The sequence below is a fragment of the Cognatundibacterium oligocarboniphilum genome (genome assembly GCF_013377855.1).
GTDB classification, from domain to species: domain Bacteria; phylum Pseudomonadota; class Gammaproteobacteria; order Burkholderiales; family Burkholderiaceae_D; genus Undibacterium; species Undibacterium oligocarboniphilum.
This window is the reverse complement of the sequence record NZ_JABXYJ010000001.1, coordinates 363,349-386,117: the sequence shown is the minus strand read 5'-3', so window position 1 is coordinate 386,117 and position 22,769 is coordinate 363,349. Positions and strand designations below refer to the sequence as shown.

Here is a 22,769-nt window from a genome sequence, read left to right as displayed (position 1 = left end):
GCATGATGTCTGCTTCTCGGGTGCTGACGGATGCCGCTGGATGTGTGCATCAGCCGGTGCCGGCGGCAGAGGCGCGCATCGTCAGTCTGGTACCATCGATTACGGAGTTGATCTGTGATCTGGGATTGTCGTCCCGTCTGGTCGGTCGTACCGGTTTTTGTATTCATCCCGCTGCGCAGGTGCAGCGCATTCCCAAAGTCGGCGGTACCAAGGATGTGAATCTGGAAAAAATCCGGCAGCTGGCGCCGACTCATCTGGTGGTCAACATCGACGAAAATGAAAAGCCGGTAGTGGATCAACTGGCAGCGTGGATTCCGCATGTGATCGTGACGCATCCGCTGGCACCGGACGATAATCTGGTGCTGTACCGTCTGCTCGGCGGCATTTTCCAGGTGCCGCAGGCGGCAGAGCAATGGTGCGCGGCGTATCTGGAGGCACGCACCGCGCTGACACCGGTCACGCGGCGGCAGCGGGTGCTGTACTGTATCTGGCAAGATCCGTGGATGACCGTCTCGGCACCGACCTACATCGCAGCGATGTTGCAGCTGGCAGGCTGGGATTGCTGGAGCCCGGACGGGAATCTGGCACGCTACCCGGCTTTTGACTGGACGCCCGCCATGCTGGAGCAGATTGACCTGATCCTGCTTTCCACTGAACCTTATCGTTTCACGGAGCAGCATGTGGACGCATTGGAACGCCAGACCGGAAAACCGGTCATGCTGGTGGATGGGGAAATGATCAGCTGGTATGGCAGCCGTGCTGTTGCTGGATTGAAATATTTAGAATCATTGCGTCATTGGGCGTGAAAAAATATTTCCATTTTTATGTAATTACGCATAAATGACACACTCGTGACATAAAGATGTCACTCACCGATTGACACCCCTTCCTACTCGCACGGATACTGAAATTCCTTGGAATCTGTCTGACAGCCACATACCGCATGCACCATTTTGTTCTGTTGATAGTATGGTCTGGTTGTCGGGAATGATGGATTTCTGACCCCATTCAACGCAAAAATTCATAGGAATTTCATTCATGCCAATCATGCGCAGGGCAGTGTTGCTCGCTCTTTATGGTGCCAGTGGTATGGCCGCCATGTTTCCCGCCGTTGTTTCCGCACAGACAGCCGGTGCCGACAAAGCACAGGATGCTCCGATGCAGACCATGACGATTGTCGGTTCACGCCGCGTGAATTCGTCAGCGACCGAAACTCCGTTGCCGGTTGACTTCATTGCCGTGAATAAGGCAGCCGAGCAGGGTGGCCAGTTCGATCTGGCGCAGACGCTGGCGAATATCTCACCTTCTTTCAATTCTACCCGCCAGACCGGTGCCGATGGCGCTGATCTGGTGGATTCGGCGGCATTGCGTGGTCTGGGTTCTGACCAGACGCTGGTGCTGGTGAATGGCAAACGTCGTCATACCGTGTCACTGGTCAATCTGTTTGGTGCGCGCAACCGCGGCAATACCGGCACCGACATGAATGCGATTCCGGTGATGGCGATTTCAAATGTGCAGGTATTGCGCGATGGTGCAGCGGCACAGTACGGTTCCGATGCGATTGCCGGTGTGATTGATATCACGCTGAAAAAGACGCTCGGTTGCGAAGCGACATTCGGCTATAGCCAGTACTCTGCTGGTGATGGTAAAAACTACGCGCCTGCTGCGTATTGTGGTGTGAAAATTGGTGAAAGCGGCGTGCTGGGCATCACCGCCGAATACACCGACCGCGGCCGCTCCAACCGTGCCGATCCGGGCAATCCGCGCACGATTGGCGATACCAAAGTGACCGGCCCGACGGTATACTTGAACGGCGAAGTGCCGAATGGCGGCACCGACAAGTTCTATTTCACGCTCGGCAACCAGCAGCGCCACGCCTCTTCCGCTGCCTGGGCGCGCGGCGGCATCGGCTCTGACGACATTCCTTCCCGCAATTCGGCAGCGATGTATCCGAACGGTTTTGTGCCGTATATCAACGGCGATATCAACGATATCTACGGCACTGCGGGATACCGCTGGAGCATCGGCGAATGGCGTGCCGATCTGTCCCAGACCTACGGTTATAACGAGCTGAAATACAACATCAGCAATACGCTGAATGCTTCGATTGCCAATAAGGATTTACTGGCTGGCGGCAAGGGCATCAGCCCGACCAGTTTCGATGCCGGTGGATTTTCTTTTTCGCAGGCGACCACCAATCTGGATTTCAGCCGCTTCTTTGACGGCTTCATGCAGGGTGTGAACGTGGCATTCGGCGGCGAATACCGGCGTGAAAATTACAAGATTTTTGCCGGCGAACCCGGCTCCTATATCGATGCCGATGGCGTTGGTTTTGGCGGCAATGCCGGAAGCCAGGGTTTCCCGGGTTTTCAGCCTGGCGACCGGACTGATCGCAGCCGCAGCAGCGTTGCGGCGTATCTGGATATTGAAACCGATGTCACTAACCGCCTCAAAGTGCAGACCGCAGTACGCGGCGAGCATTACAGCGATTTCGGCTCCACCCTGACCGGTAAGCTGGCCGGCAGCTACAAGGCGACAGATACCGTGAATCTGCGCGGCTCGCTGAGCACCGGCTTCCGCGCACCGTCGTTGCAGCAGGTGTATTTCTCTTCCACCTTCACCGATTTTATCAGCGGCGTGCCGATGGATGTGGTGCTGGCACCGAATGGCGGTGCGGTGGCGAACGCCGCAGGCATTCCTAAGCTGAAGGAAGAAAAATCGAAAAACTACACGTTCGGTCTGACCTATAAACCGAATAACGTGTTCTCTATGACGGCCGACCTGTACCGCATCGATATCTCCGACCGCATCGTGCTGTCGGGTCGTTTCGACGCCACCAACTATCCTGCACTGGGTGCAACCCTGTCGGCGCTGGGCGTGGGGCAGGCGCAATTTTTTGTGAATTCGATCAATACCAAGACTCAGGGTCTGGATCTGACGGCATCGCATAAAACCGCGCTTGGCGCAGGCAAGCTGACGACTTATCTGGGCTTCAATTACAGCAAAACCGAAGTCACCAAGGTGCAGGCGCCGCCTTCATTGCGGGGTTATGAAGATGTGTTGCTGTCTGAGCGTGAACGGCTGTTTATCGAGCAGGGTGGTCCGCGCATGAAGGGCACGCTGACTTTCGATTACGAGCAGGGTCCATGGACGAATGAATTCAAGATCATTCACTACGGCTCCCAGACGCTGGGTACTTTCTCCGGCACGGCAGCCGGTGTGCCGAATGCGTATTATTCGCCAAAGACTTCGGCGGATTTTGCGATCACATACGCGTTTAACGACACCACCAAGCTGACTGTCGGCGGCAATAATATTTTCAATGTGAAGCCGACCCGTCAGGATCCGAACGAAACCGATAACGGTTTTTACTACGACAGTGTGCAGTTCGGGCTGAACGGCGCGTCTTACTTCGTGAAACTGTGGAAGAAGTTCTGATGTCCGTTAGTGTCTGACGCCGGCGACATGACGATTGACAGCGCCTGCTGTCAGAAAGAAAGGGAGGCTGCGGCCTCCCTTTTTATTTGCTGATGGCTGGCGGTGTTCAGCGATTGGTCAGCGAAACGCCTGCGATCACCAGCAGGCCGCCCACCAGCATCGACCACAGCACCGGCTCACCCAGCAGCAACGCACCGAGGCTGATGCCGAATACCGGCACCAGATTGTTGAAAACGGCGGTGCGCGCCGGGCCGATGGCTTTGACGCCTTCGTAATACCAGATAAAGCCGATGACGGTGCCGAATGCGCCGAGATAAATCAGCGCGGTGCCGGTTTGCCAGCCCAGTTGCTGCCAGTGAAATTGGGGCAGTTCCAGCAGCGCGCCGCAGCTCAGTAACAGCAGTCCCCAGAGCGCCGCATAAGTGGTGGCGGCGATCGGCGACAAGCCTTTGAGCGCGTGTTTGCCGATGATGGTATAGGCCGCCCAGGCGCAGACGGCGCACAGCATGAATAGCTCGCCCCGGCCGACTGACTGGGAAATATCGTGCAGCGCTCCGGCCAGATCCCCACGGGTAATCACGATCGCGGCACCGGTAAACGCCAGTGCGATACCGGCCCAGCGGCGCGCACCCAGCCGTTCACCGAACAGGGCGGCCAGCGCCAGCGCGGTGACGATGGGGTTGAGTGCCACGAACAGCGCCGTGCGCCCCGCCGGCATGCGTTCCAGCGCTGAAAAAAAGCAGATGTTGTACAGAAAAATCCCGGTCGCACCGAGCGCAAAAGTCGCCTGCATCTGCGACCGGGTCAGTTTTGGCAGGCCGCCTTCCAGCTTCCATGCCAGCGGCAGCAGCAGCGCGCAGGCCACGGCAAAGCGCAGGGCGGCGGCGATCATATGCGGGATTTGCTGCGCCACCAGTCGGCCAGCGATAAACGTGCCACCCCAGAACAGCGCGACGGCAACCAGTTTCAGATAAGTAGAATAAGGAGGACGGTTCACAATCGGGATTCCATGCAGAAAGCCTGCAAGGGTACACCAAAAGCGAAATGCCGTTCCGTCACTGGCCATATAGCCTCGGGAATTTTAAAAAATAAGGGGAGTATCTGCCATTTTAGACCTGATCACCATACATTCAAAGGGCTATAAAATATACCAGGGGGGAGTATATGGAAGGAGAAATATCCTTTGCATGTGCCGGAACGCTCGCCCCGACAAGCGCTGCCGGATTGCAAAACTGTCACGGCTTGCGTATGGTTACAGCATGATTAATGATATCCGCTGTGCAGCGGCTTCATGCCATGTCTTCTTTTGAGCATTTGCAACTGGAAACGGCACGCTTGCTTTTGCGGCCATTGGAAAGCACAGATGTGCCTGTACTGTATGCGATTTTTTCCGATCCTGAAGTGATGCGTTACTGGAGCACGCCGCCGTGGACGTCGGCGGAAGCGGCGCGCGAGCTGGTCGTCCGCGACCAGGCAGCGATGGCAAAACAGGATTACCTGCGTCTGGGGCTGGTGCGTAAAGAAGATCAGCAGCTGATTGGCCATTGCTGCCTGTTTCAATGGTCGCATACCTGCCGCCGTGCCGAGATCGGTTACGGCATGGCGCGCGCAGCATGGGGGTGCGGCTATATGCACGAGGCTTTGCAGGCGATGGTTGACTATGGATTCACGGCGCATCATCTGAACCGCATCGAGGCCGATATCGATCCGCGCAATACCGCTTCGGCCCGCAGCCTGGAACGGCTGGGATTTATTAAGGAAGGCTACCTGCGGCAACGCTGGATCGTCGCTGAAGAAGTATCGGATTCAGCCTTATACGGATTGCTGCGCAGCGACTGGCTGGCGCAGTCCGTGCGTACCGGATCAGCCTGAACAATACTCAGAAATTCAGAACCGCCAGAACCCGGAGGAAAACCCACCATGCATCCAGCCAAAGTCCGGCGCGATCAGTTGCATCAGCTGACAGACCTGCCGAATATCGGCTCTGCCTGCGCAGCCGATCTGGCCTTGCTCGGCATACAGACACCGCAGCAGTTGATCGGCGCCTGCCCGTTCACGCTGTATCGTCAGTTGTGCGACATCACCGGCATGCGCCACGACCCTTGCATGATCGATGTACTGATGTCCGTCACCGATTTCATGAACGGCGCACCAGCCAGATCCTGGTGGGATTACACGGCAGCGCGCAAGGTCTGGCAGGCGGCGCAGCATGAGGATGCTGCCGGCAGCCTGCCGCTTACCGCGCCGGTGCGCTGATCTGCAGAATCAGCGCTGAACGGGGCGGCACGGTGAGCTGCTGGCGCAGATCATATTGCTGGCCGTTCAGTACATCCGTACCCCGCGCACCGGCTGGCAGAATCTCGGCAAAGCGCGCGGTGGGCAGCGTGGTGGCGCTGCGGTTTTTGTTCAGCACCACCATGACCTGTTCCATGTCGTGCGCGGTTTCCTGATAGCGAAAATAGGTGTAGGTTCCCTGATCCGGTGCGAAGTGCATCAGTTTGCCGTGATGAATCACCGGCTGGGTTTTGCGCCAGTTCAGCAGGCGGCGCATGAATTGCTGCATGGTGCGCTGCTCTGCCGTCAGCCCTGCGCCGGTAAATGCATTCACTTTGTCGCCCGTCCAGCCACCGGGGAAATCGCGCCGTGCCGCACCGTCGTCGCGCTGTTTCCGGCTTTGCATCAGCACCTCGGTACCGTAATAAAACTGCGGCGTGCGCGGCATGGTGGCGATGTAGGCCAGCGCCATTTTCACCAGCGCCGGGTCGTTATTGAGCGCTGTGTACAGGCGGCTCATGTCATGATTGCCTTCAAACAGCACCATCGCTGATGGATCGGGGTAAAACTGGTCGTTCACCAGCATTTCATACAAAGCCGTGAGGCCGCCGTTCCATGAGTCTTCCGCCACCAGCGCCTGCCGCAGTGCGTCCTGCAGAGGGAAATCCATCATGGCCGGCATCGATGAGACATAGCCATCCGGATTGTGTTTGCCGCGCAGCCAGCGGGCGACCACATTCGGATTGGTGCTCCATTCTTCCCCGACCATGCTGAAATGCGGATATTCCTCCAGAATCCGGCGCGACCAGGCGGCGAGGAAAGCCGGTTCCGAATAGCTGTAGGTATCTGCCCGGATGCCGGACAGGCCGGCGTATTCAATCCACCAGATGCTATTTTGAATTTGATAGGTGGCAACCAGCGGATTGGCCTGGTTCATATCGGGCATGTGCTCACTGAACCAGCCTTCGGTGAAATTCCGGTGGTCGGTGCGCGACGCATAAGGATCGCTGACGGTGGTGCGGGCATGGCGGGTCGGCACAAATTGTCCGTTGAACGTGATCCAGTCGGCAGACGGCAGATCGCGCATCCACCAGTGATGATCGCCGATATGATTTAACACGATATCCTGAATCACGCCCACACCTTTGCTGCGCGCTTGTGCCACCAACTGGCGATAATCTTCATTGCTGCCGAAACGGGCATCGATTTTGTAATGATCGGTGGTGGCGTAGCCGTGGTAGGAATAAGCTGGCTGGTTGTTTTCGATCAGCGGGGTTGGCCAGACCATGGTGTAGCCCATGCCGGCAATGTAATCCAGATGATCTGCTATACCGCGGATATCGCCACCGTGCCGGCCGGCGCTGTCGTCGCCGCGATTGAGCCGGTCAGGAAATCCGGTCACCGTGTCGTTGCTTTGATCGCCATTGGCAAAGCGGTCCGGCACCAGATTCAGGATCGCATCCGCAGAGCTGAAGCCGCGTCGCTCGGCGGAGTCTTTGTCTCTGGCCTGCAGGCGGTAGCGGTAATGCAGGGTGGCGCTGGCCGGCGCGGCTGTGCCAGCATCATGCAGCGGTGAAAAAACAAGATCCAGTTCGCCCGGCTGCGTGTCATCGGCAATGTCGAGATCGACGAACAGATAATTCGGATTGCTGACGCGGCGGATTGCCGTAATGCGGACACCGGGGTAATCCAGCTGCGGACTGCTGGTACCGATGGCCGGACCATGTACCATCAGTTGCAGGCTGTGTTGCCGCATGCCGACCCACCAGAACGGCGGCTCGATGCGTTCGATGCCTTCCCGGGCTTTTGGGTTGATACTGGCGGCGGTATGGTTCTGTGCGCAGGCCACAGTGCTGATGACCAGCAGAGGCGACAGGAAAAACGAGAAAGGGCGAGAAAACATCAGATCTCCAAATTAGAGTAGTTTGACTACATCGATTGGATCATTTTCCATTCTATATTTCAATGCCAAATCACATCATATTCTGGTTAACGCAACGACTCTGCGCCGGACGGCGCCCGTCGTACCGGCTGTACGCCTGTTCAGATACGTCGGAGATGTCAAGCCGGGCATTTGTATGCGGATGTTTCACCGCTTGACCGCACAGGATTGGAATTGTAGATTCTTTATTCTTCTGAATATACCGGTCTGCGCTGGCACGGTTAAATGAGGAATCCGATCGTGGAAACAAGAGGGGGATTATGTCATCGTCTTTGACTGTTGAAAAAATACCCGCCGGGGAAGCCCGCCATATCAAAGATCTGCTGCAACACATACAGGCAAAGCTCCGGCAACGCTACAGCAAAGGCGTGATGCTGCGCCATGATCACCCGAAAATGCATGGACTGGTACGCGCCTATCTGATCGTTGAACCAGGCTTGCCGGCAGAATTGCAGACACCGGTTTTTCAGCCGCACCGGCGCTATCGCAGCTGGGTCCGTTTTTCCAATCTGCATCCGGTGCCGCGGTCTGATCTGCACGGTGATCTGCGTGGTATGGCGATCAAGCTGACCGGTATTGCCGGAGACAAGCTGAGTGCAGATGACAGCGTGGAACAGACTCAGGATTTCCTGCTGCAAAGCGCGGAAACCTGTGTTGCGCCGGATGTCGCGCATTATGCGCGCTGGCACCGTGCAATGAGCGGTGGTACCTGGAGCGCCTTCTGGTATTGCCTGCGACACTGGAAAACAGCATTTCGCGGCTGGCAGATGATGCTCAAATGCGCCAATCCATTACATATTGCCTATTTCAGCGTCACGCCCTTTTTGTTCGGCAGGGAGGTGGTGAAATTTGCCGTGGTGCCGGCAATCCGTACTCTGGACAGTCTGCCGGATCATCCTGCCGATGATTTTTTGCGCAGCGCCATGCTGGAGCAACTGGGGCAGGAAGACGTGGTATTTGATTTCATGGTGCAGGTGCAGACCGACCCGGTACGGATGCCGGTGGAAGATGCCAGTGTGTTATGGCCGGAATCGCTGTCGCCGTTCCGCAAGGTGGCGACAATCCGTATTCCGCGCCAGGAATTCGACAGCGAAGAGCACGCGATTATGGCGAGCAGATGATGTTCAATCCCTGGAATGTGATTGCCGAACACCGGCCTGTGGGGGGCATCAACCGGGCACGGAAAGCGATGTATGAAACCCTGGGGGCGTTACGCCGCCAACATAATCACACCAGTCAGCGCGCTGTCGTGACCTGGGATATTCCCGGTCAGGAGCAGGACAGGCCGCAGAACAGTCGCCTGCAATGGGGCAATACTACCCAGTTCCGGCAATAACCAGATTAGCGGGCAGTATTTACTGACCGCTAATCGTTCCTGCACAGGTCATATCAGGACGCGATTCTGACGAAACGGAATACGCCGTCTTCACCGGCGATGCGTTGCAGCTGACCGTCAAACCACAGCTTGTGCAGATGCGCCAGCGCTTCGCCGATAGCAAAGGTCAGCTGATGCGCATCCAGCGGACGCCGGAACATGACCGGTACGATGTCGCAGGCAGATTGCGGAGTGCTGCAGACCGCCAGTACCTCTGCCAGCCGCTCGGCGTGATGCTCCTGTAGCTGAGTGACCCGGGTATGCAGACCCTGAAACGGTTTGCCATGCGACGGCAGGATCAGTACGTCCGCCGGCAGCGGCAGATATTTTTGCAGCGAATCAAGGTATTGCTGCACTGGATTGGCTTCCGGTTCGATCGCAAACACCGACACATTGGTCGAAATGCGCGGCAGCAGCATGTCGCCGGAAATCAGCAGATTTTTTTCCGCGCAGTACAGCGAGGCATGTTCCGGTGAATGACCAAAGCCGGTAATGACCTGCCAGCACTGGCCACAGATTTCCAGACCAACGCCTTCCTGTATGCGGCGATAGGCAACCGGTACCGTCGGCACCAGCCGGGTGTAATGCGATTTGCGTTCCTGAATCTGCTCTTGCATCGCCGGATCGGTCAGACCGTGACGGCGGAAATGCGGGAACATCGCCGTGCCGTCGGCACCCGGCAAGCCGGCCGACATCATGCGGGCAAACGCATATTCGCCCGCCGTCATCCAGAGCGGCACATTCCACAGCGTGCACAGCCAGTCCGCCAGCCCGATGTGGTCGGGGTGGCAGTGCGTGGCAATCACCCGCACCACCGGCAGGCCGCGCAGATGGTTGCTGAGGTCGCCGAATAATACTTCCCAGGCATCGCGCGTGGCATCGCTGGCAATGCCGCAATCGACCACTGTCCAGCCATGCACCCGTCCCTGTGCTGTCTCGACCTCGTCTTCCAGCAGCCACAGGTTGATATGGTTCAGCGCAAACGGCAAGCCCATACGCACCCACAGCACACCCGGCGCAATTTCGAAGGTCTTGCCGGTATCCGGCAGGGTGTCGGCGAAAGGATAGTGCAACTGCTGTTCCAGAGAATTCATGCTTGTCCCGATTAGTTTGTTGTTCTGTATTTGCTGCACTGTTCAAAAATTTATCACTCCGGAATAACAGGTCGCCCGGAATAGCCTACAATGCCCTGATATTCAGTTGACGTTAACGTTAACTGCGAATTGTAATCAGAAAATCGTTTTTGTGTTTGATAAAGACCATGGCTACTTACACCATCACAGAACTGGCACGCGAATTTGACATCACCCCGCGGGCAATCCGTTTTTATGAGGATCAGGGTCTGCTGAACCCGACCCGTGAAGGACCCAGCGGGCGCAACCGGGTGTACACCGCGCGCGAACGCACGCACCTGAAGCTGACGCTGCGCGGCAAGCGCCTGGGCCTGAGTCTGTCGGATATCAAAAGTCTGGTCGATATGTACCGTTCCCCGAAAGACACCACGGTCCAGCTGCAAAGCTTTCTGGAGGTGCTGGCGCGTCACCGGGCGGCGCTGGAACAACAGCGGGAAGACATTGAAGTCATGCTGGCAGAGATCAGCGCACATGAAGAAGAAAGTCGCCGCCTGCTGGCGTCCGATATCCTCCGGATCTCTGACGCTACACCGTAAAACTACGGGGCTGTCGGCAAAAAACAGAATTGACGTTTACGTAAACGTCAATTAGACGTATTATTTCTGTCGCATAAAACAGGCTCAGGATACAGAATTACCAGGACGGGGCAGGGTCTTATGAACGATCACGCGATATTGGATCACAAGCTGGCGCTGATGCTGCTGGAGAGTTTTAATGCTCAGGGCGCATTGATGGCATGGGATGCCCGTCTGACCAGCATCACCCCCGGTGCCTGCGAGATCAGCCTGCCATTCAGTGCCGCTGTCAGCCAGCAGCACGGTTATTTTCACGGTGGAGTGATTGGCACCATCGCCGATGCTGCCGGAGGCTATGCCTCGAATACGCTGCTGATGCCGGTCAGTGAGTGCTTAACTGCGGAGTATAAGATCAACATCGTCGCACCCGGCATCGGCGATACCCTGATTGCACGAGGGAAAGTATTAAAAACCGGAAAAACGCTGGTGGTGTCCAGCGCTGAAGTCTTTGCAGTACAACACGGCAAGGAACAACTCTGCGCCATCATGCAACAAACTTTATTTGTCATCGATAAAAAATAAACTATCCATAAGATAGTCATTTTGCAAACAAAGGTATTTTACTAATTCAGTGAGGACGACATGCTGCATCTCCCAGGTTTAACTTTCAATCATGGCGACGATATCGCCGCTTTGCGTGAAGCCGTACAACAATTTGCTGCTGCCGAAATCGCACCGCGTGCGGCAGAAATCGACCGCAACGACCAGTTCCCGATGGATCTGTGGCGCAAGATGGGCGATCTCGGCATCCTCGGCGTCACCGTCAGCGAAGAATACGGCGGCGCGAATATGGGTTACCTCGCCCACATCATTGCGATGGAGGAGATCTCGCGCGCTTCCGCCTCCGTGGGTCTGTCCTACGGTGCTCACTCGAATCTGTGCGTGAACCAGATCAAACGCAACGGCACTGAAGAGCAAAAACAAAAATACCTGCCGAAACTGATTTCCGGCGAACACATCGGTGCGCTCGCTATGTCCGAGCCGAATGCCGGTTCCGACGTTGTCAGCATGAAGCTGCGTGCCGATTTCAAAGGTGACCGCTGGGTGTTGAACGGTACCAAGATGTGGATCACCAATGGCCCCGATGCCGATGTGCTGGTGGTATATGCCAAAAATGATCTGGAAGCGGGACCACGCGGCATGACTGCTTTCCTGATTGAAAAAGGATTCAAAGGCTTCAGCATTGCCCAAAAGCTCGACAAACTCGGCATGCGCGGTTCCCATACGGGCGAATTGGTGTTTGAAGACTGCGAAGTGCCTGCTGAAAACGTGCTCGGCGGCCTTGGCAAGGGCGTCAATGTACTGATGTCCGGCCTTGATTTCGAGCGCACCGTTTTGTCCGGCGGCCCGCTGGGTATCATGCAGGCTTGTATGGATGTGGTCGTGCCGTATGTGCATGACCGCAAACAATTCGGCCAGCCGATTGGTGAATTCCAGCTGATGCAAGGCAAGCTGGCGGATATGTATTCGACCATGATGGCCTGCAAAGCCTATGTGTATGCGGTGGGGCAGGCTTGCGACCGCGCTACCAATCCGGAACAGGTACGCGCCTTGCGTAAAGATGCAGCTGGCGCGATTTTGTACTCGGCAGAAAAAGCGACCTGGATGGCAGGCGAAGCGATACAAACGCTGGGTGGCAATGGTTACATCAACGAATACCCGGTTGGTCGCCTGTGGCGCGACGCCAAGTTGTACGAAATCGGCGCTGGCACCAGCGAAATTCGCCGCATGCTGATTGGCCGTGAACTGTTTGCCGAGACGAAATAAGCAAACAGAGAAGGTAATGGGCTGTCATTGTACCGATGACACAGATGTCTGCTCAGTCAGGTCTCTGGCGTAGGATCAGGTGTACTTTTCGCAGGGCTGTTTCCGTATCTGATGTCAGGATTCAACACGATGTCGCATTTACATATCACGACCTCCTTGTTGCAGCATCGCCGCCTGTCGGCGCAGCTGGGACAGGCCGTGTGGCTGAAAATGGAAAACTGCCAACCGTCCGGCTCCTTCAAGCTGCGTGGTATCGGCCTGATGTGCCAGCGTGCCGCAGAGCGCGGCGCCCGGCAGTTCGTCTGCCCTTCCGGCGGCAATGCCGGTTTTGCTGCCGCTGTGGCGGGCGTAGCGCTCGGTATTCCGACCACGATTCTGGTGCCGCAGACTACGCATGAGAGCGTGCGTGTGGCGATCCGCGCTATCGGTGCCACGCTGGTCGTGGAAGGCTGCGTCTGGGATGAAGCCAACCAGGCAGCGTTGCGCCTGTGCGAGCAGCCGGGCGCTGTGTATATCCCACCATTCGATCATCCGGATATCTGGGACGGCAACGCAACGCTGATCGATGAAGTTGCCGGACGACATGATTTTGACGTTGTGCTGTGCTCGGTTGGTGGCGGTGGTCTGCTCAGTGGTGTGGTGCTCGGTCTGCAGCGCAACGGTCTGGCGCATATCCCGGTGATTGCGGCAGAAACAGAAGGGGCGGCGTCTTACGATGCGGCGATCCGGGCGGGCGGCCCTGTCAGTCTGCCTGCCATTACCTCGATTGCCAGTTCGCTCGGCGCACGCCGGGTGGCGGATCATGCTTTTGCACTCAGTCGTGAGCACGATATCCGTCCGGTGGTGGTGACGGACGCACAGGCCGTGCAGTCCTGCCTGCGGCTGGCGGACGAGATGCGGGTGCTGGTCGAGCCGGCATGCGGCGCGACGCTGGCCGTGGCTGAACAGCAACTTCCTGTGCTGGCGCAATTTAAGCGTCCTTTGATTGTGGTTTGTGGGGGAATCGGCGTAGATTTAGATAAACTGGCAGTCTGGAAAAATCAGTTTCATCTGACCTGAGACGCTTACCATTATGCCCCACACCTATTTTCCGAAATTACTGTCTTCCCAGATCGCATTTGACATTGCGCGCATGATCCTGGATGGCTTCGACAAGCACTACCTGCTGTTCCGGGTGTCAAGTCAGCGTGCGAAGCAGTTTTTTGAAACCGGTGACTGGAAAGCGGCGCAGCTGGCAGCACGGGAACGTATCCAGTTTTACGACATGCGGGTGCGCGAATGCGTGCAGGCGCTGGAAGACGAGTATGGTGAGGACGATCTGACCGATGAAGTCTGGCGCGAGGTCAAATTGCACTACATGGGATTGCTGACTGATCATCTGCGCCCAGAACTGGCGGAGACGTTTTTTAACACGGTCTGCACCAAACTTCTGCACCGCACGTATTTTAACAATGACTTTATTTTTGTACGTCCGGCGACATCGACCGAATACATCGAGCGTGACGACACCCCGCCGACTTACCGCGTGTATTACCCGCTGACAGACGGCCTGAATTACACCATCAAGCGCATTGTCACCAATTTCCGGCTGAATGCCGTGTTTGAAGATCTGGATCGCGATGTGGCGCTGGTTGAGGCACGCCTGAAAAAAAATTTCGGCGGCGAAAAGCTGGAGCCTAACCACCAGATCCAGGTACTGGCTAATTTGTTTTACCGCAACAAATCGGCCTATATCATCGGCAAAGGCATTAACGGCAACCGTGAATATCCCTTCGTGATCCCGATCATGCACAAGCGCAAAGGCACGCTGATGCTTGACACGATACTGTTCGACTCCATGCAGATCACGGTGCTGTTTTCGTTTACCCGTGCGTATTTTCAGGTCGATATGGAGGTGCCGTCGGCGTATGTGCAGTTCATCCGCAGCATTCTGCCGAAAAAACCGCGTAGTGAAATATACACCATGATCGGCTTGCAAAAGCATGGCAAAAATCTGTTCTACCGCGATTTCCTGCAGCATTTGCGCTACTCGTCCGACCGTATTGAAACTGCGCCGGGTATCCGTGGTCTGGTGATGCTGGTATTTGCGCTGCCATCGTTTCCTTATGTGTTTAAACTGATTAAAGACAGCTTTCCGCCGCCCAAAGAAACTACCAAGGCACTGATCAAGGAAAAATACCTGCTGGTGAAAAACCATGACCGTGTGGGGCGCATGGCGGACACGCTGGAATACTCCGATGTGGCATTTCCGCGCGCCCGTTTTTCCGAGGCACTGCTGGCAGAAATCCGGCAGTTTGCGCCGTCGCTGCTGGAGGTCAATGACGAAGAAGTCGTCATCAAGCACCTTTACATTGAACGTCGTATGACGCCATTGAACATCTGGCTGACCGAAGCCGAACAGTGCGGTGACATGGCCGCGATGGAGCACGGCGTGCGCGAATACGGCAACGCGATCAAAGACCTGGTAGCCGCTAATATTTTTCCTGGCGACATGCTGTATAAAAATTTTGGCGTCACCCGTCATGGACGGGTCGTGTTTTACGACTACGATGAAATTGAATACATCACTGATTGCAACTTCCGCCGGATACCCGCGCCGCGCAATGAAGAAGACGAAATGGCTGCCGAACCCTGGTATCCGATTGCAAAAAACGATGTATTCCCGGAACAGTTCGGCACTTTCCTGCTGGGAAACCAGAAAGTCCGCGAATTTTTTATGAAATACCACGCCGACCTGCTGACCGCAGAATACTGGCAGGCCCGCAAGCAGCGCATTGCGGCTGGCAAAGTCGACGATGTCTTTCCGTATCCGCAAGAGATACGGTTTAGTTACCACCCATCCGCAACATAATTTCTAACTGGAGAATCCCATGACAGATCCTATCGTAATTGTTGGCGCAGCCCGTACCCCTATGGGGGCATTTCAGAGCGATTTCGCGTCTCTGACGGCAAGTCAGCTCGGTGCTGTGGCAATCAAGGCCGCGGTTGAACGCGCTGGCGTCAAGCCGGAACTGGTGGAAGAAGTCCTGTTTGGTAACTGCCTGATGGCAGGTCAGGGTCAGGCACCTGCGCGTCAGGCATTGCTGGCGGCAGGTTTGCCGATGTCCACTGGTGCAGTGACCTTGTCCAAAATGTGCGGTTCCGCGATGAAGGCGACGATGATGGCATTTGATTCCATCAGCGCAGGCAGCAATGAAGTGATGGTGACCGGCGGTATGGAGTCCATGACCAACGCGCCTTACATTATTCCTAAAGCACGTGGCGGCTACCGTATCGGCCACGGCATGATTTACGATCACATGATGCTCGACGGTCTCGAAGACGCGTATGACAAAGGTCGTTCCATGGGTACTTTTGCCGAAGATTGTTCCGACAAATACCAGTTCAGCCGCGAAGATCAGGATGCATTTGCGATTGCTTCCGTCAAGCGTGCGCAGGCAGCAACTGCAGACGGTTCGTTCGCGTGGGAAATTGCACCGGTTACCATTTCTGGTCGCGGTGGTGACGTTGTGATTGATAAAGATGAAGGTCCGCTGAAAGCCAAGCTCGACAAAATCCCGGCATTGAAACCAGCCTTCAAAAAAGACGGCACAATTACTGCTGCATCTTCTTCTTCCATCAACGATGGCGCTGCAGCACTGGTGCTGATGCGCGAGTCCAAAGCCAAAGAACTTGGTCTGACACCGATCGCCAAAATCATTGCTCACGCATCGCATGCACAGGAGCCAGGCTGGTTCACCACAGCACCGATCGGTGCGATTCAAAAGCTGTACAAAAAAACCGGCTGGACCACAGATACAGTTGACCTGTTTGAAATCAACGAAGCGTTCGCCGCCGTACCGATGGCTGCGATGAAAGACCTTGGCATTTCACACGACAAAGTCAACGTCCACGGTGGCGCCTGCGCGCTGGGCCACCCTATCGGTGCTTCCGGTGCCCGTATCATCATCACGCTGATCGGCGCGCTGAAAAAACAAGGTAAGAAGCGCGGTGTGGCATCCTTGTGTATTGGTGGTGGTGAAGGCACCGCGATGGCCATCGAACTTTTTTAACACTGATTAAGCTACTGCGCGGCGCACTCTTGAGCCTGTGATGCTCGTCGTACTCAAGTACGACTGCGCTTCTCAACTCAATATTGCGTCGCTCGCTACGCTTACTCAGCGTTAAAACTATAGGTACAAAATTTTATTTTCATCAGGACGCCCTTGCAGGCAACACCGCTGTGGGGCATTTTGAAATGCAATCTGACATACGCAGAACTGACAACAAGGAAGCAAGATGCCCACAGCATTGATTATCGGCGCGTCACGCGGTATCGGTCACGAGCTGGCCTTGCAATATAAGGCGGCTGGCTGGCGTGTGATTGCCACGGCGCGTAAGGCCGTTGACCTGACGACGTTACAAGCGCAGGATTGTGAAGCTATCCCTTTGGATGTCACGAACATCAACGATTGCGGTGGTCTTGGCTGGCGATTGGATGATGAAAAAATCGATGTCGCTATTCTGAATGCCGGTGTGTATGGCCCGCGCACAACAGGATTGCAGACGCCGCATGACAAGCAGTTTGATGAGGTGATGCACACTAATGTGCTGGCAGCGATGCGGATCTTACCCATCGTGTTGCCATTGGTCGAAAACGCTCATGGACGTCTTGCTGTCATATCGTCGATGATGGGCTCCATCAGTGAACGTAACGGCAGTCACGGCTGGTTATATCGTGCCAGCAAAGCCGCGTTGAATTCTGTACTCAAGGATGTGTCTTTGCAGACGCAAAAGGCCATTTGCGTGGCACTGCATCCGGGTTGGGTCAAAACAGAAATGGGCGGTGTCGGTGCTGAACTTCCGGTGGCAGACAGTGCGCATGGCATACGCAAAACACTGGCTGGTCTGCGTGCTGACGACAATGGCCAGTTTTTCAATTACAACGGCACCAGCCTGAACTGGTAATCAGACAAAACAATCGACAAAACAACCGACAAGATAACATCAAGACGAGACCAAACATGTTGCTCACAGCAGAACACGAAATGATCCGCGATGCGATTCGCGCATTTGCACAGGAAAAACTGGTGCCGCATGCGGCACGCTGGGACAAAGAACACCATTTTCCGGCAGCAGAATTAAAAGAACTGGCGCAGATGGGCGCGTATGGCGTTGCGGTGCCGGAAGAATTCGGCGGTGCCGGGATGGATTACCTGTCGCTGGCGCTGGTGCTGGAAGAAATCGCTGCTGGCGATGGCGGTACATCGACCGTCGTGTCCGTAAATAACTGCCCGGTGTGCAGTATCGCGATGATGTATGCCAATGATGCGCAGAAACAGCAATGGCTGCGGCCGCTCGCACAAGGTGAGATGCTGGGTGCATTCTGCCTGACCGAGCCGCATGCAGGCAGCGATGCGTCTGATCTGAAAACCACAGCACGTCGCGAAGGCAATGATTATGTACTGAATGGCGTCAAACAATTCATCACCAGTGGTAAACACGCGGATGTCGCAATCGTCATGGCCGTGACCGATAAAGCAGCAGGAAAAAAAGGGATCAGCGCATTCTGGGTGCCGACCAAAACCCCGGGTTACATCGTCGCCGGGCTTGAAAACAAAATGGGCCAGCATTCTTCTGATACCGCGCAAATCCTGTTTGAAAATTGCCGTATCCCGGCTGAAAACCTGATCGGCGAAGAAGGCATGGGCTACAAGATCGCGCTGTCCGGACTCGAAGGCGGCCGCATCGGTATTGCCTCGCAATCGGTAGGCATGGCGCGCGCAGCGTTTGAAGCGGCGCTGGCGTATGCCAAAGATCGCAGCAGCTTCGGAAAATCGATTTATGAACATCAGGCGGTGCAATTCAAACTGGCTGACATGGCAACTCAGATCGAAGCTGCACGTCAGCTGATATGGCATGCAGCGAGCATGAAAGACGCTGGTAAGCCTTGCCTGAAAGAAGCCGCGATGGCGAAATTATTTGCCTCAGAAATGGCAGAAAAAGTTTGTTCCGATGCGATACAGATACACGGTGGTTACGGCTACGTCAGCGATTTTCTGGTGGAAAGGATTTATCGCGATGTGCGCGTGTGCCAGATTTACGAAGGCACCTCAGAGATACAGAAAATCCTGATCAGCCGCGCGCTGGCCTGATGTAAAGTGCTTGCCACATTGCTCTTTAATGAGATTCTGATTACCGATATCACCTACAAAAGGACGCCGTGATGAAAGCACCTGTCGAATTCTGGTTTGATTTTGTTTCACCGTATGCGTATATCGCTGCGCAATCCATAGAACAGCTGGCGGCCCGGCATGGGCGTGAAGTGAGCTGGAAACCGATGTTGCTGGGTGCCGTATTCAAAGTGACCGGCTCCAGTCCGCTGACCATGCGACCGCCGGTGATGGCAGATTATTTCAAGCATGATTTTTTGCGCTCTGCGCGTTATGCAGGGGTACCGTTTGTTTTGCCGGAACCATTTCCTATTGCAACACAAAATACCGCACGGGTGTGTTTGTGGCTGCAAGATATCGCGCCGCAACGCACTGGTGAATTTGTGCGCCAGGTCACACGCGCGTATTTTTCCGGACCGGCAGCATTGAATGACACTGACTGGCTGGCGGCGCAGATAAGCGCGATCGGGCTGGATGGTGCCGCAGCAGCGGCTGCCTGCGAAGATCCGCATTATAAGCAGGCGTTGAAAGCGCAATGTGAACAGGCGATAGAAAAAGGTATCTTTGGTGCACCCTGGATCATCGTTGACGGTGAATCGTTCTGGGGCAATGACCGCCTGCCGCAAGTCGAGCAATGGTTGAAGCAGGGTGGTTTTTAATCAGCACCGCATGGTAAAAATCTTGAATCCATCAAAAAATAATCGAGGAGCAAACGCAGAATTTTTCTGCGTTATCAGGGGAACAGCATGTTAAAAAAAGGCTATCAGCAGTTGGTAGACGAAGCGTATGCGCAGATCAAGACTTATAGCGTTGCAGAAGCGCTGACCAAGCTGGATAAAGGCGACGTGCAATTCATTGATGTGCGCGACATCCGTGAACTCGAGCGCGAAGGCGTGATCGCTGGCGCATTCCACGCACCACGCGGCATGATCGAATTCTGGGTCGATCCGGATTCGCCTTACTTCCGTCCTGTCTTCGGTGAGAAAAAAGAATTCATTTTATTTTGCGCCGCAGGCTGGCGCAGCGCCCTGACCACCAAGACTTTGATGGATATGGGACTGGATAACGTGGCCCATATCGAAGGTGGTTTCACTGCCTGGAAAGCCGCGGGAGCGCCTACTGTCGCTAAGGAAATCAAGAAAGTTGTATGAGTCGTCAAGAGCAAAAAAATCTCAGTCTGTGTCCCTGTGGTTCAGCAAAAAAGTATGAACAATGCTGTGGCGTGTATATCAGCGGAGCTGCTGTAGCACCAACCGCAGAAGCGCTGATGCGCTCGCGTTACAGCGCTTACACGCTGAATGACGAAGCTTATCTGCGCGCAACCTGGGATGAACGCACCTGTCCGTCAGAGCCGATTACACATGATGAGCCGACTAACTGGCTGGGGCTGGACGTCAGGAAACATCAGCAGGGCGGCGACCAAGCCATCGTGGAATTTGTCGCCCGCTACAAAATTGCAGGTAAGGCGCATCGCCTGCACGAAGTCAGCCGTTTTGTGAAATATGACGGCAAATGGTTGTATGTCGATGGCAGCTTTCCTCAAAAATAAATCAATACCGGAATCCAAATAATGACAATCCTAGAATCCAAACTGAACCCACGTTCCGATGATTTCAAAACCAATGCCGCTGCGATGCAGGCAGTGGTGGATGATCTGAAAGCCAAAATAGAGAAAATTGCGCTGGGTGGCGGAGATGAAGCACGCAGTAAACATCTGGCTCGCGGCAAACTATTGCCACGCGATCGTGTGCAAATGCTGCTGGATGCCGGCACGCCGTTTCTGGAATTTTCCCAGCTTGCGGCCTACGGTATGTACAAAGAAAAAAACGGCAATGATGCGGCGCCATCGGCGGGCGTGATTACGGGCATCGGCCGTGTGGCCGGGCAGGAATGCGTGATCGTCTGTAACGATGCGACCGTCAAGGGTGGTACTTATTATCCGATGACCGTCAAAAAACATCTGCGTGCACAGGAAATCGCCGAACAGAATAATCTGCCCTGCATTTATCTGGTCGACAGTGGTGGCGCGAATCTGCCGAATCAGGACGATGTGTTCCCCGACCGCGATCACTTCGGCCGCATTTTTTACAATCAGGCGACAATGTCGGCCAAAGGTATACCGCAGATCGCGGTGGTGATGGGTTCCTGTACTGCTGGTGGCGCGTATGTACCGGCGATGAGTGATGAATCCATCATCGTTAAAAATCAGGGCACGATTTTCCTCGGCGGCCCGCCATTGGTGAAAGCGGCGACTGGCGAAGTCGTCAGCGCCGAAGATCTTGGCGGCGGTGACGTGCATACGCGTTTGTCAGGTGTGGTCGATCATCTGGCGCAGAACGATACGCATGCGCTGTCGCTGGCGCGTACCATCGTCTCGAATCTGAATCGCCAAAAACCACAGACTGTGGTGCTGAAAGAAGTTGCAGAACCAAAATATCCGGCCAGTGAATTGTATGGTGTGATTCCGGTCGATACGCGTAAGCCATTTGATGTACGCGAAGTGATTGCGCGGATAGTCGATGGCAGTCATTTCGACGAATTCAAAGCACGCTACGGCACGACTTTAGTCTGCGGTTTCGCGCATATTCACGGCATGCCGGTGGGCATTATTGCGAATAACGGTATTTTGTTTTCTGAGTCCGCGTTAAAAGGCACGCACTTCATCGAACTGTGCTGCCAGCGCAAAATCCCGCTGGTCTTTTTGCAGAACATCACCGGCTTCATGGTCGGACGCAAATATGAAAACGAAGGCATTGCACGTAACGGCGCGAAGATGGTGACGGCCGTAGCGACTGCGAATGTACCGAAGTTCACCGTGATTATCCGTGGTAGTTTTGGTGCTGGCAATTATGGTATGTGTGGCCGCGCTTTCTCGCCACGTTTTATGTGGATGTGGCCGAACGCGCGTATCAGCGTGATGGGTGGCGAACAGGCCGCCAGCGTGCTGGCCACCGTGAAACGCGATGGTATAGAAGGTAAAGGCGGCAGCTGGAGTGCGGAAGAAGAAGCCGCATTCAAACAACCGGTCAAAGAGCAATATGAACATCAGGGGCATCCGTATTACGCCTCTGCCCGCTTGTGGGATGACGGTGTGATCGACCCTGCCGATACCCGTATGGTGCTGGGGCTGGGCTTGAGCGCCGCGCTGAATGCGCCGATTCCGGATGTGAAGTTCGGTTTGTTCAGAATGTAATCACCCTTCTCCTGCGAAAACCCGGAACGGATCGCGTGGCCACATCATGCGCAGTTCCGGATTGAATCTGGCAACAGAAATAGAAACAGAAGTAAAAGGAATACCATGTTTGAAACTTTGTCTGTCGAACGTCGCGGTCTGAGCACCACCGTGACTCTGAATCGTCCCGATGTGCGCAATGCGTTCAATGAAACCATGATTGCTGAAATCACCCAGATGTTTCAGAAATTGGATGCCGATGCGACGGTACGTGCCATTGTGCTGGCGGCAAACGGTCCGGCGTTTTGTGCCGGTGCCGATCTGAACTGGATGAAAAAGATGGCGGATTACACGCATGCCGAAAATCTTGCTGATGCCGGGCAACTGGCGGCGATGCTGGCCGCGATTTATCGTTGCAGCAAGCCGGTGGTCGCTAAAGTGCAGGGAGATTGCTATGCCGGTGGCATGGGACTGGTGGCTGCGTGCGATATCGCAGTGAGTGTCGATAGTGCGAATTACTGCCTCAGTGAAGTGAAGCTGGGCCTGATTCCGGCGACGATTTCGCCCTATGTGATCAAGGCGATGGGTGAGAGCGCGGCGCGGCGCTACTTCATCACAGCCGAGCGTTTCAGCGCGGCAGAGGCACAGCGCATCGGTTTTGTGCATGAAGTAGCAACGGCAGAGGCGCTGGACGACACGGTGGCAGGGATCGTCAAGGCGCTGGTATCGAACAGTCCGAATGCCGTACGTCAGGCGAAACAGTTGGTGCAGGACGTTGCCAGCCGTCAGCTGACGCCGGAACTGATCACCGCCACCGTGGAAGGTATTGCACAAATACGCGCTTCCAGCGAAGGGCGTGAGGGTGTGCGTTCTTTCCTGGAAAAACGTAAGCCAGCGTGGTTAAACTGAAACCGGTCCGGTGCCGATTTGCTGATGGCATG

The 22,769-nt window shown here is 55.3% G+C and carries 22 protein-coding genes; 19 read left to right on the top strand and 3 right to left on the bottom strand.

Features of this window, described 5'->3' with window-relative positions; genetic code table 11:
• The first annotated feature begins 2 nt into the window (after positions 1-2).
• Positions 3-806 carry a helical backbone metal receptor gene (locus tag HV832_RS01845; protein WP_176801830.1) on the top strand — a complete coding sequence of 268 codons (804 nt, stop codon included), beginning with the start codon at positions 3-5 and terminating at the stop codon, positions 804-806.
• Positions 807-1,038: 232 nt separating this feature from the next.
• Positions 1,039-3,438: a TonB-dependent receptor plug domain-containing protein gene (locus tag HV832_RS01840; protein WP_317889324.1), complete on the top strand. Its 2,400-nt coding sequence runs from the start codon at positions 1,039-1,041 to the stop codon at positions 3,436-3,438.
• 106 nt (positions 3,439-3,544) lie between these two features.
• Here the strand turns inward: HV832_RS01840 and HV832_RS01835 are convergent, their stop codons facing one another.
• Complete coding sequence (locus HV832_RS01835) at positions 3,545-4,435, bottom strand: DMT family transporter (protein WP_317889325.1); 891 nt, start codon at positions 4,433-4,435, stop codon at positions 3,545-3,547.
• 299 nt (positions 4,436-4,734) lie between these two features.
• Between HV832_RS01835 and HV832_RS01830 the strand changes: the two genes are divergently transcribed.
• On the top strand, positions 4,735-5,310 hold the full coding sequence (locus HV832_RS01830) for a GNAT family N-acetyltransferase (RefSeq protein WP_176801828.1): 576 nt from the start codon (positions 4,735-4,737) through the stop codon (positions 5,308-5,310).
• A gap of 48 nt (positions 5,311-5,358) precedes the next feature.
• Positions 5,359-5,694 carry a helix-hairpin-helix domain-containing protein gene (locus tag HV832_RS01825; protein WP_176801827.1) on the top strand — a complete coding sequence of 112 codons (336 nt, stop codon included), beginning with the start codon at positions 5,359-5,361 and terminating at the stop codon, positions 5,692-5,694.
• On the opposite strand, the gene HV832_RS01820 is transcribed toward HV832_RS01825, so the two are convergent.
• Positions 5,675-7,615 carry a glycoside hydrolase family 13 protein gene (locus HV832_RS01820; protein ID WP_176801826.1) on the bottom strand — a complete coding sequence of 647 codons (1,941 nt, stop codon included), beginning with the start codon at positions 7,613-7,615 and terminating at the stop codon, positions 5,675-5,677. The genes HV832_RS01825 and HV832_RS01820 overlap by 20 nt on opposite strands.
• A gap of 299 nt (positions 7,616-7,914) precedes the next feature.
• Between HV832_RS01820 and HV832_RS01815 the strand changes: the two genes are divergently transcribed.
• Together HV832_RS01815 and HV832_RS01810 are read left to right on the top strand one after the other, a co-directional pair.
• The gene (locus HV832_RS01815; protein ID WP_176801825.1) at positions 7,915-8,775 is read left to right on the top strand and encodes a catalase family protein; all 861 of its coding nucleotides are present in this window, start codon (positions 7,915-7,917) and stop codon (positions 8,773-8,775) included.
• Complete coding sequence (locus HV832_RS01810; RefSeq protein ID WP_176801824.1) at positions 8,772-8,990, top strand: hypothetical protein; 219 nt, start codon at positions 8,772-8,774, stop codon at positions 8,988-8,990. The genes HV832_RS01815 and HV832_RS01810 overlap by 4 nt, the downstream gene beginning before the upstream one ends.
• A 53-nt stretch (positions 8,991-9,043) precedes the next feature.
• On the opposite strand, the gene HV832_RS01805 is transcribed toward HV832_RS01810, so the two are convergent.
• Complete coding sequence (locus HV832_RS01805; protein ID WP_176801823.1) at positions 9,044-10,123, bottom strand: MBL fold metallo-hydrolase; 1,080 nt, start codon at positions 10,121-10,123, stop codon at positions 9,044-9,046.
• Between the two features lie 167 nt (positions 10,124-10,290).
• Between HV832_RS01805 and HV832_RS01800 the strand changes: the two genes are divergently transcribed.
• The 13 genes from HV832_RS01800 to HV832_RS01740 all read left to right on the top strand — a co-directional run bounded on the left by HV832_RS01800 (position 10,291) and on the right by HV832_RS01740 (position 22,737).
• A complete protein-coding gene (locus HV832_RS01800) occupies positions 10,291-10,698 on the top strand; it encodes a MerR family transcriptional regulator (protein WP_176801822.1) in 408 nt (135 codons plus the stop codon).
• Between the two features lie 120 nt (positions 10,699-10,818).
• Positions 10,819-11,259, top strand: coding sequence for a PaaI family thioesterase (locus HV832_RS01795; protein ID WP_218131923.1), 441 nt, complete (start codon positions 10,819-10,821; stop codon positions 11,257-11,259).
• A 60-nt stretch (positions 11,260-11,319) separates the two neighbouring features.
• Positions 11,320-12,504, top strand: coding sequence for an isovaleryl-CoA dehydrogenase (locus HV832_RS01790; RefSeq protein WP_176801821.1), 1,185 nt, complete (start codon positions 11,320-11,322; stop codon positions 12,502-12,504).
• A gap of 129 nt (positions 12,505-12,633) precedes the next feature.
• Positions 12,634-13,563: a pyridoxal-phosphate dependent enzyme gene (locus HV832_RS01785; RefSeq protein ID WP_176801820.1), complete on the top strand. Its 930-nt coding sequence runs from the start codon at positions 12,634-12,636 to the stop codon at positions 13,561-13,563.
• Between the two features lie 13 nt (positions 13,564-13,576).
• Positions 13,577-15,355, top strand: coding sequence for a bifunctional isocitrate dehydrogenase kinase/phosphatase (aceK, locus tag HV832_RS01780; RefSeq protein ID WP_176801819.1), 1,779 nt, complete (start codon positions 13,577-13,579; stop codon positions 15,353-15,355).
• Between the two features lie 19 nt (positions 15,356-15,374).
• Positions 15,375-16,556, top strand: coding sequence for an acetyl-CoA C-acetyltransferase (locus HV832_RS01775; protein ID WP_176801818.1), 1,182 nt, complete (start codon positions 15,375-15,377; stop codon positions 16,554-16,556).
• 226 nt (positions 16,557-16,782) lie between these two features.
• Complete coding sequence (locus tag HV832_RS01770) at positions 16,783-17,451, top strand: SDR family oxidoreductase (RefSeq protein WP_176801817.1); 669 nt, start codon at positions 16,783-16,785, stop codon at positions 17,449-17,451.
• A gap of 56 nt (positions 17,452-17,507) precedes the next feature.
• Entirely contained in the window at positions 17,508-18,638 is a 1,131-nt protein-coding gene (locus HV832_RS01765; protein WP_176801816.1) for an acyl-CoA dehydrogenase family protein, read from the top strand.
• A 71-nt stretch (positions 18,639-18,709) separates the two neighbouring features.
• On the top strand, positions 18,710-19,315 hold the full coding sequence (locus tag HV832_RS01760) for a 2-hydroxychromene-2-carboxylate isomerase (protein WP_176801815.1): 606 nt from the start codon (positions 18,710-18,712) through the stop codon (positions 19,313-19,315).
• An 87-nt stretch (positions 19,316-19,402) separates the two neighbouring features.
• Complete coding sequence (locus HV832_RS01755; protein WP_176801814.1) at positions 19,403-19,807, top strand: rhodanese-like domain-containing protein; 405 nt, start codon at positions 19,403-19,405, stop codon at positions 19,805-19,807.
• Positions 19,804-20,205, top strand: coding sequence for a YchJ family protein (locus tag HV832_RS01750; RefSeq protein WP_176801813.1), 402 nt, complete (start codon positions 19,804-19,806; stop codon positions 20,203-20,205). Before HV832_RS01755 ends, HV832_RS01750 begins: the two co-directional genes overlap by 4 nt.
• A gap of 21 nt (positions 20,206-20,226) precedes the next feature.
• Positions 20,227-21,849 carry a carboxyl transferase domain-containing protein gene (locus HV832_RS01745; RefSeq protein ID WP_176801812.1) on the top strand — a complete coding sequence of 541 codons (1,623 nt, stop codon included), beginning with the start codon at positions 20,227-20,229 and terminating at the stop codon, positions 21,847-21,849.
• A 105-nt stretch (positions 21,850-21,954) separates the two neighbouring features.
• On the top strand, positions 21,955-22,737 hold the full coding sequence (locus HV832_RS01740; RefSeq protein ID WP_176801811.1) for an enoyl-CoA hydratase/isomerase family protein: 783 nt from the start codon (positions 21,955-21,957) through the stop codon (positions 22,735-22,737).
• Positions 22,738-22,769: the final 32 nt, after the last annotated feature.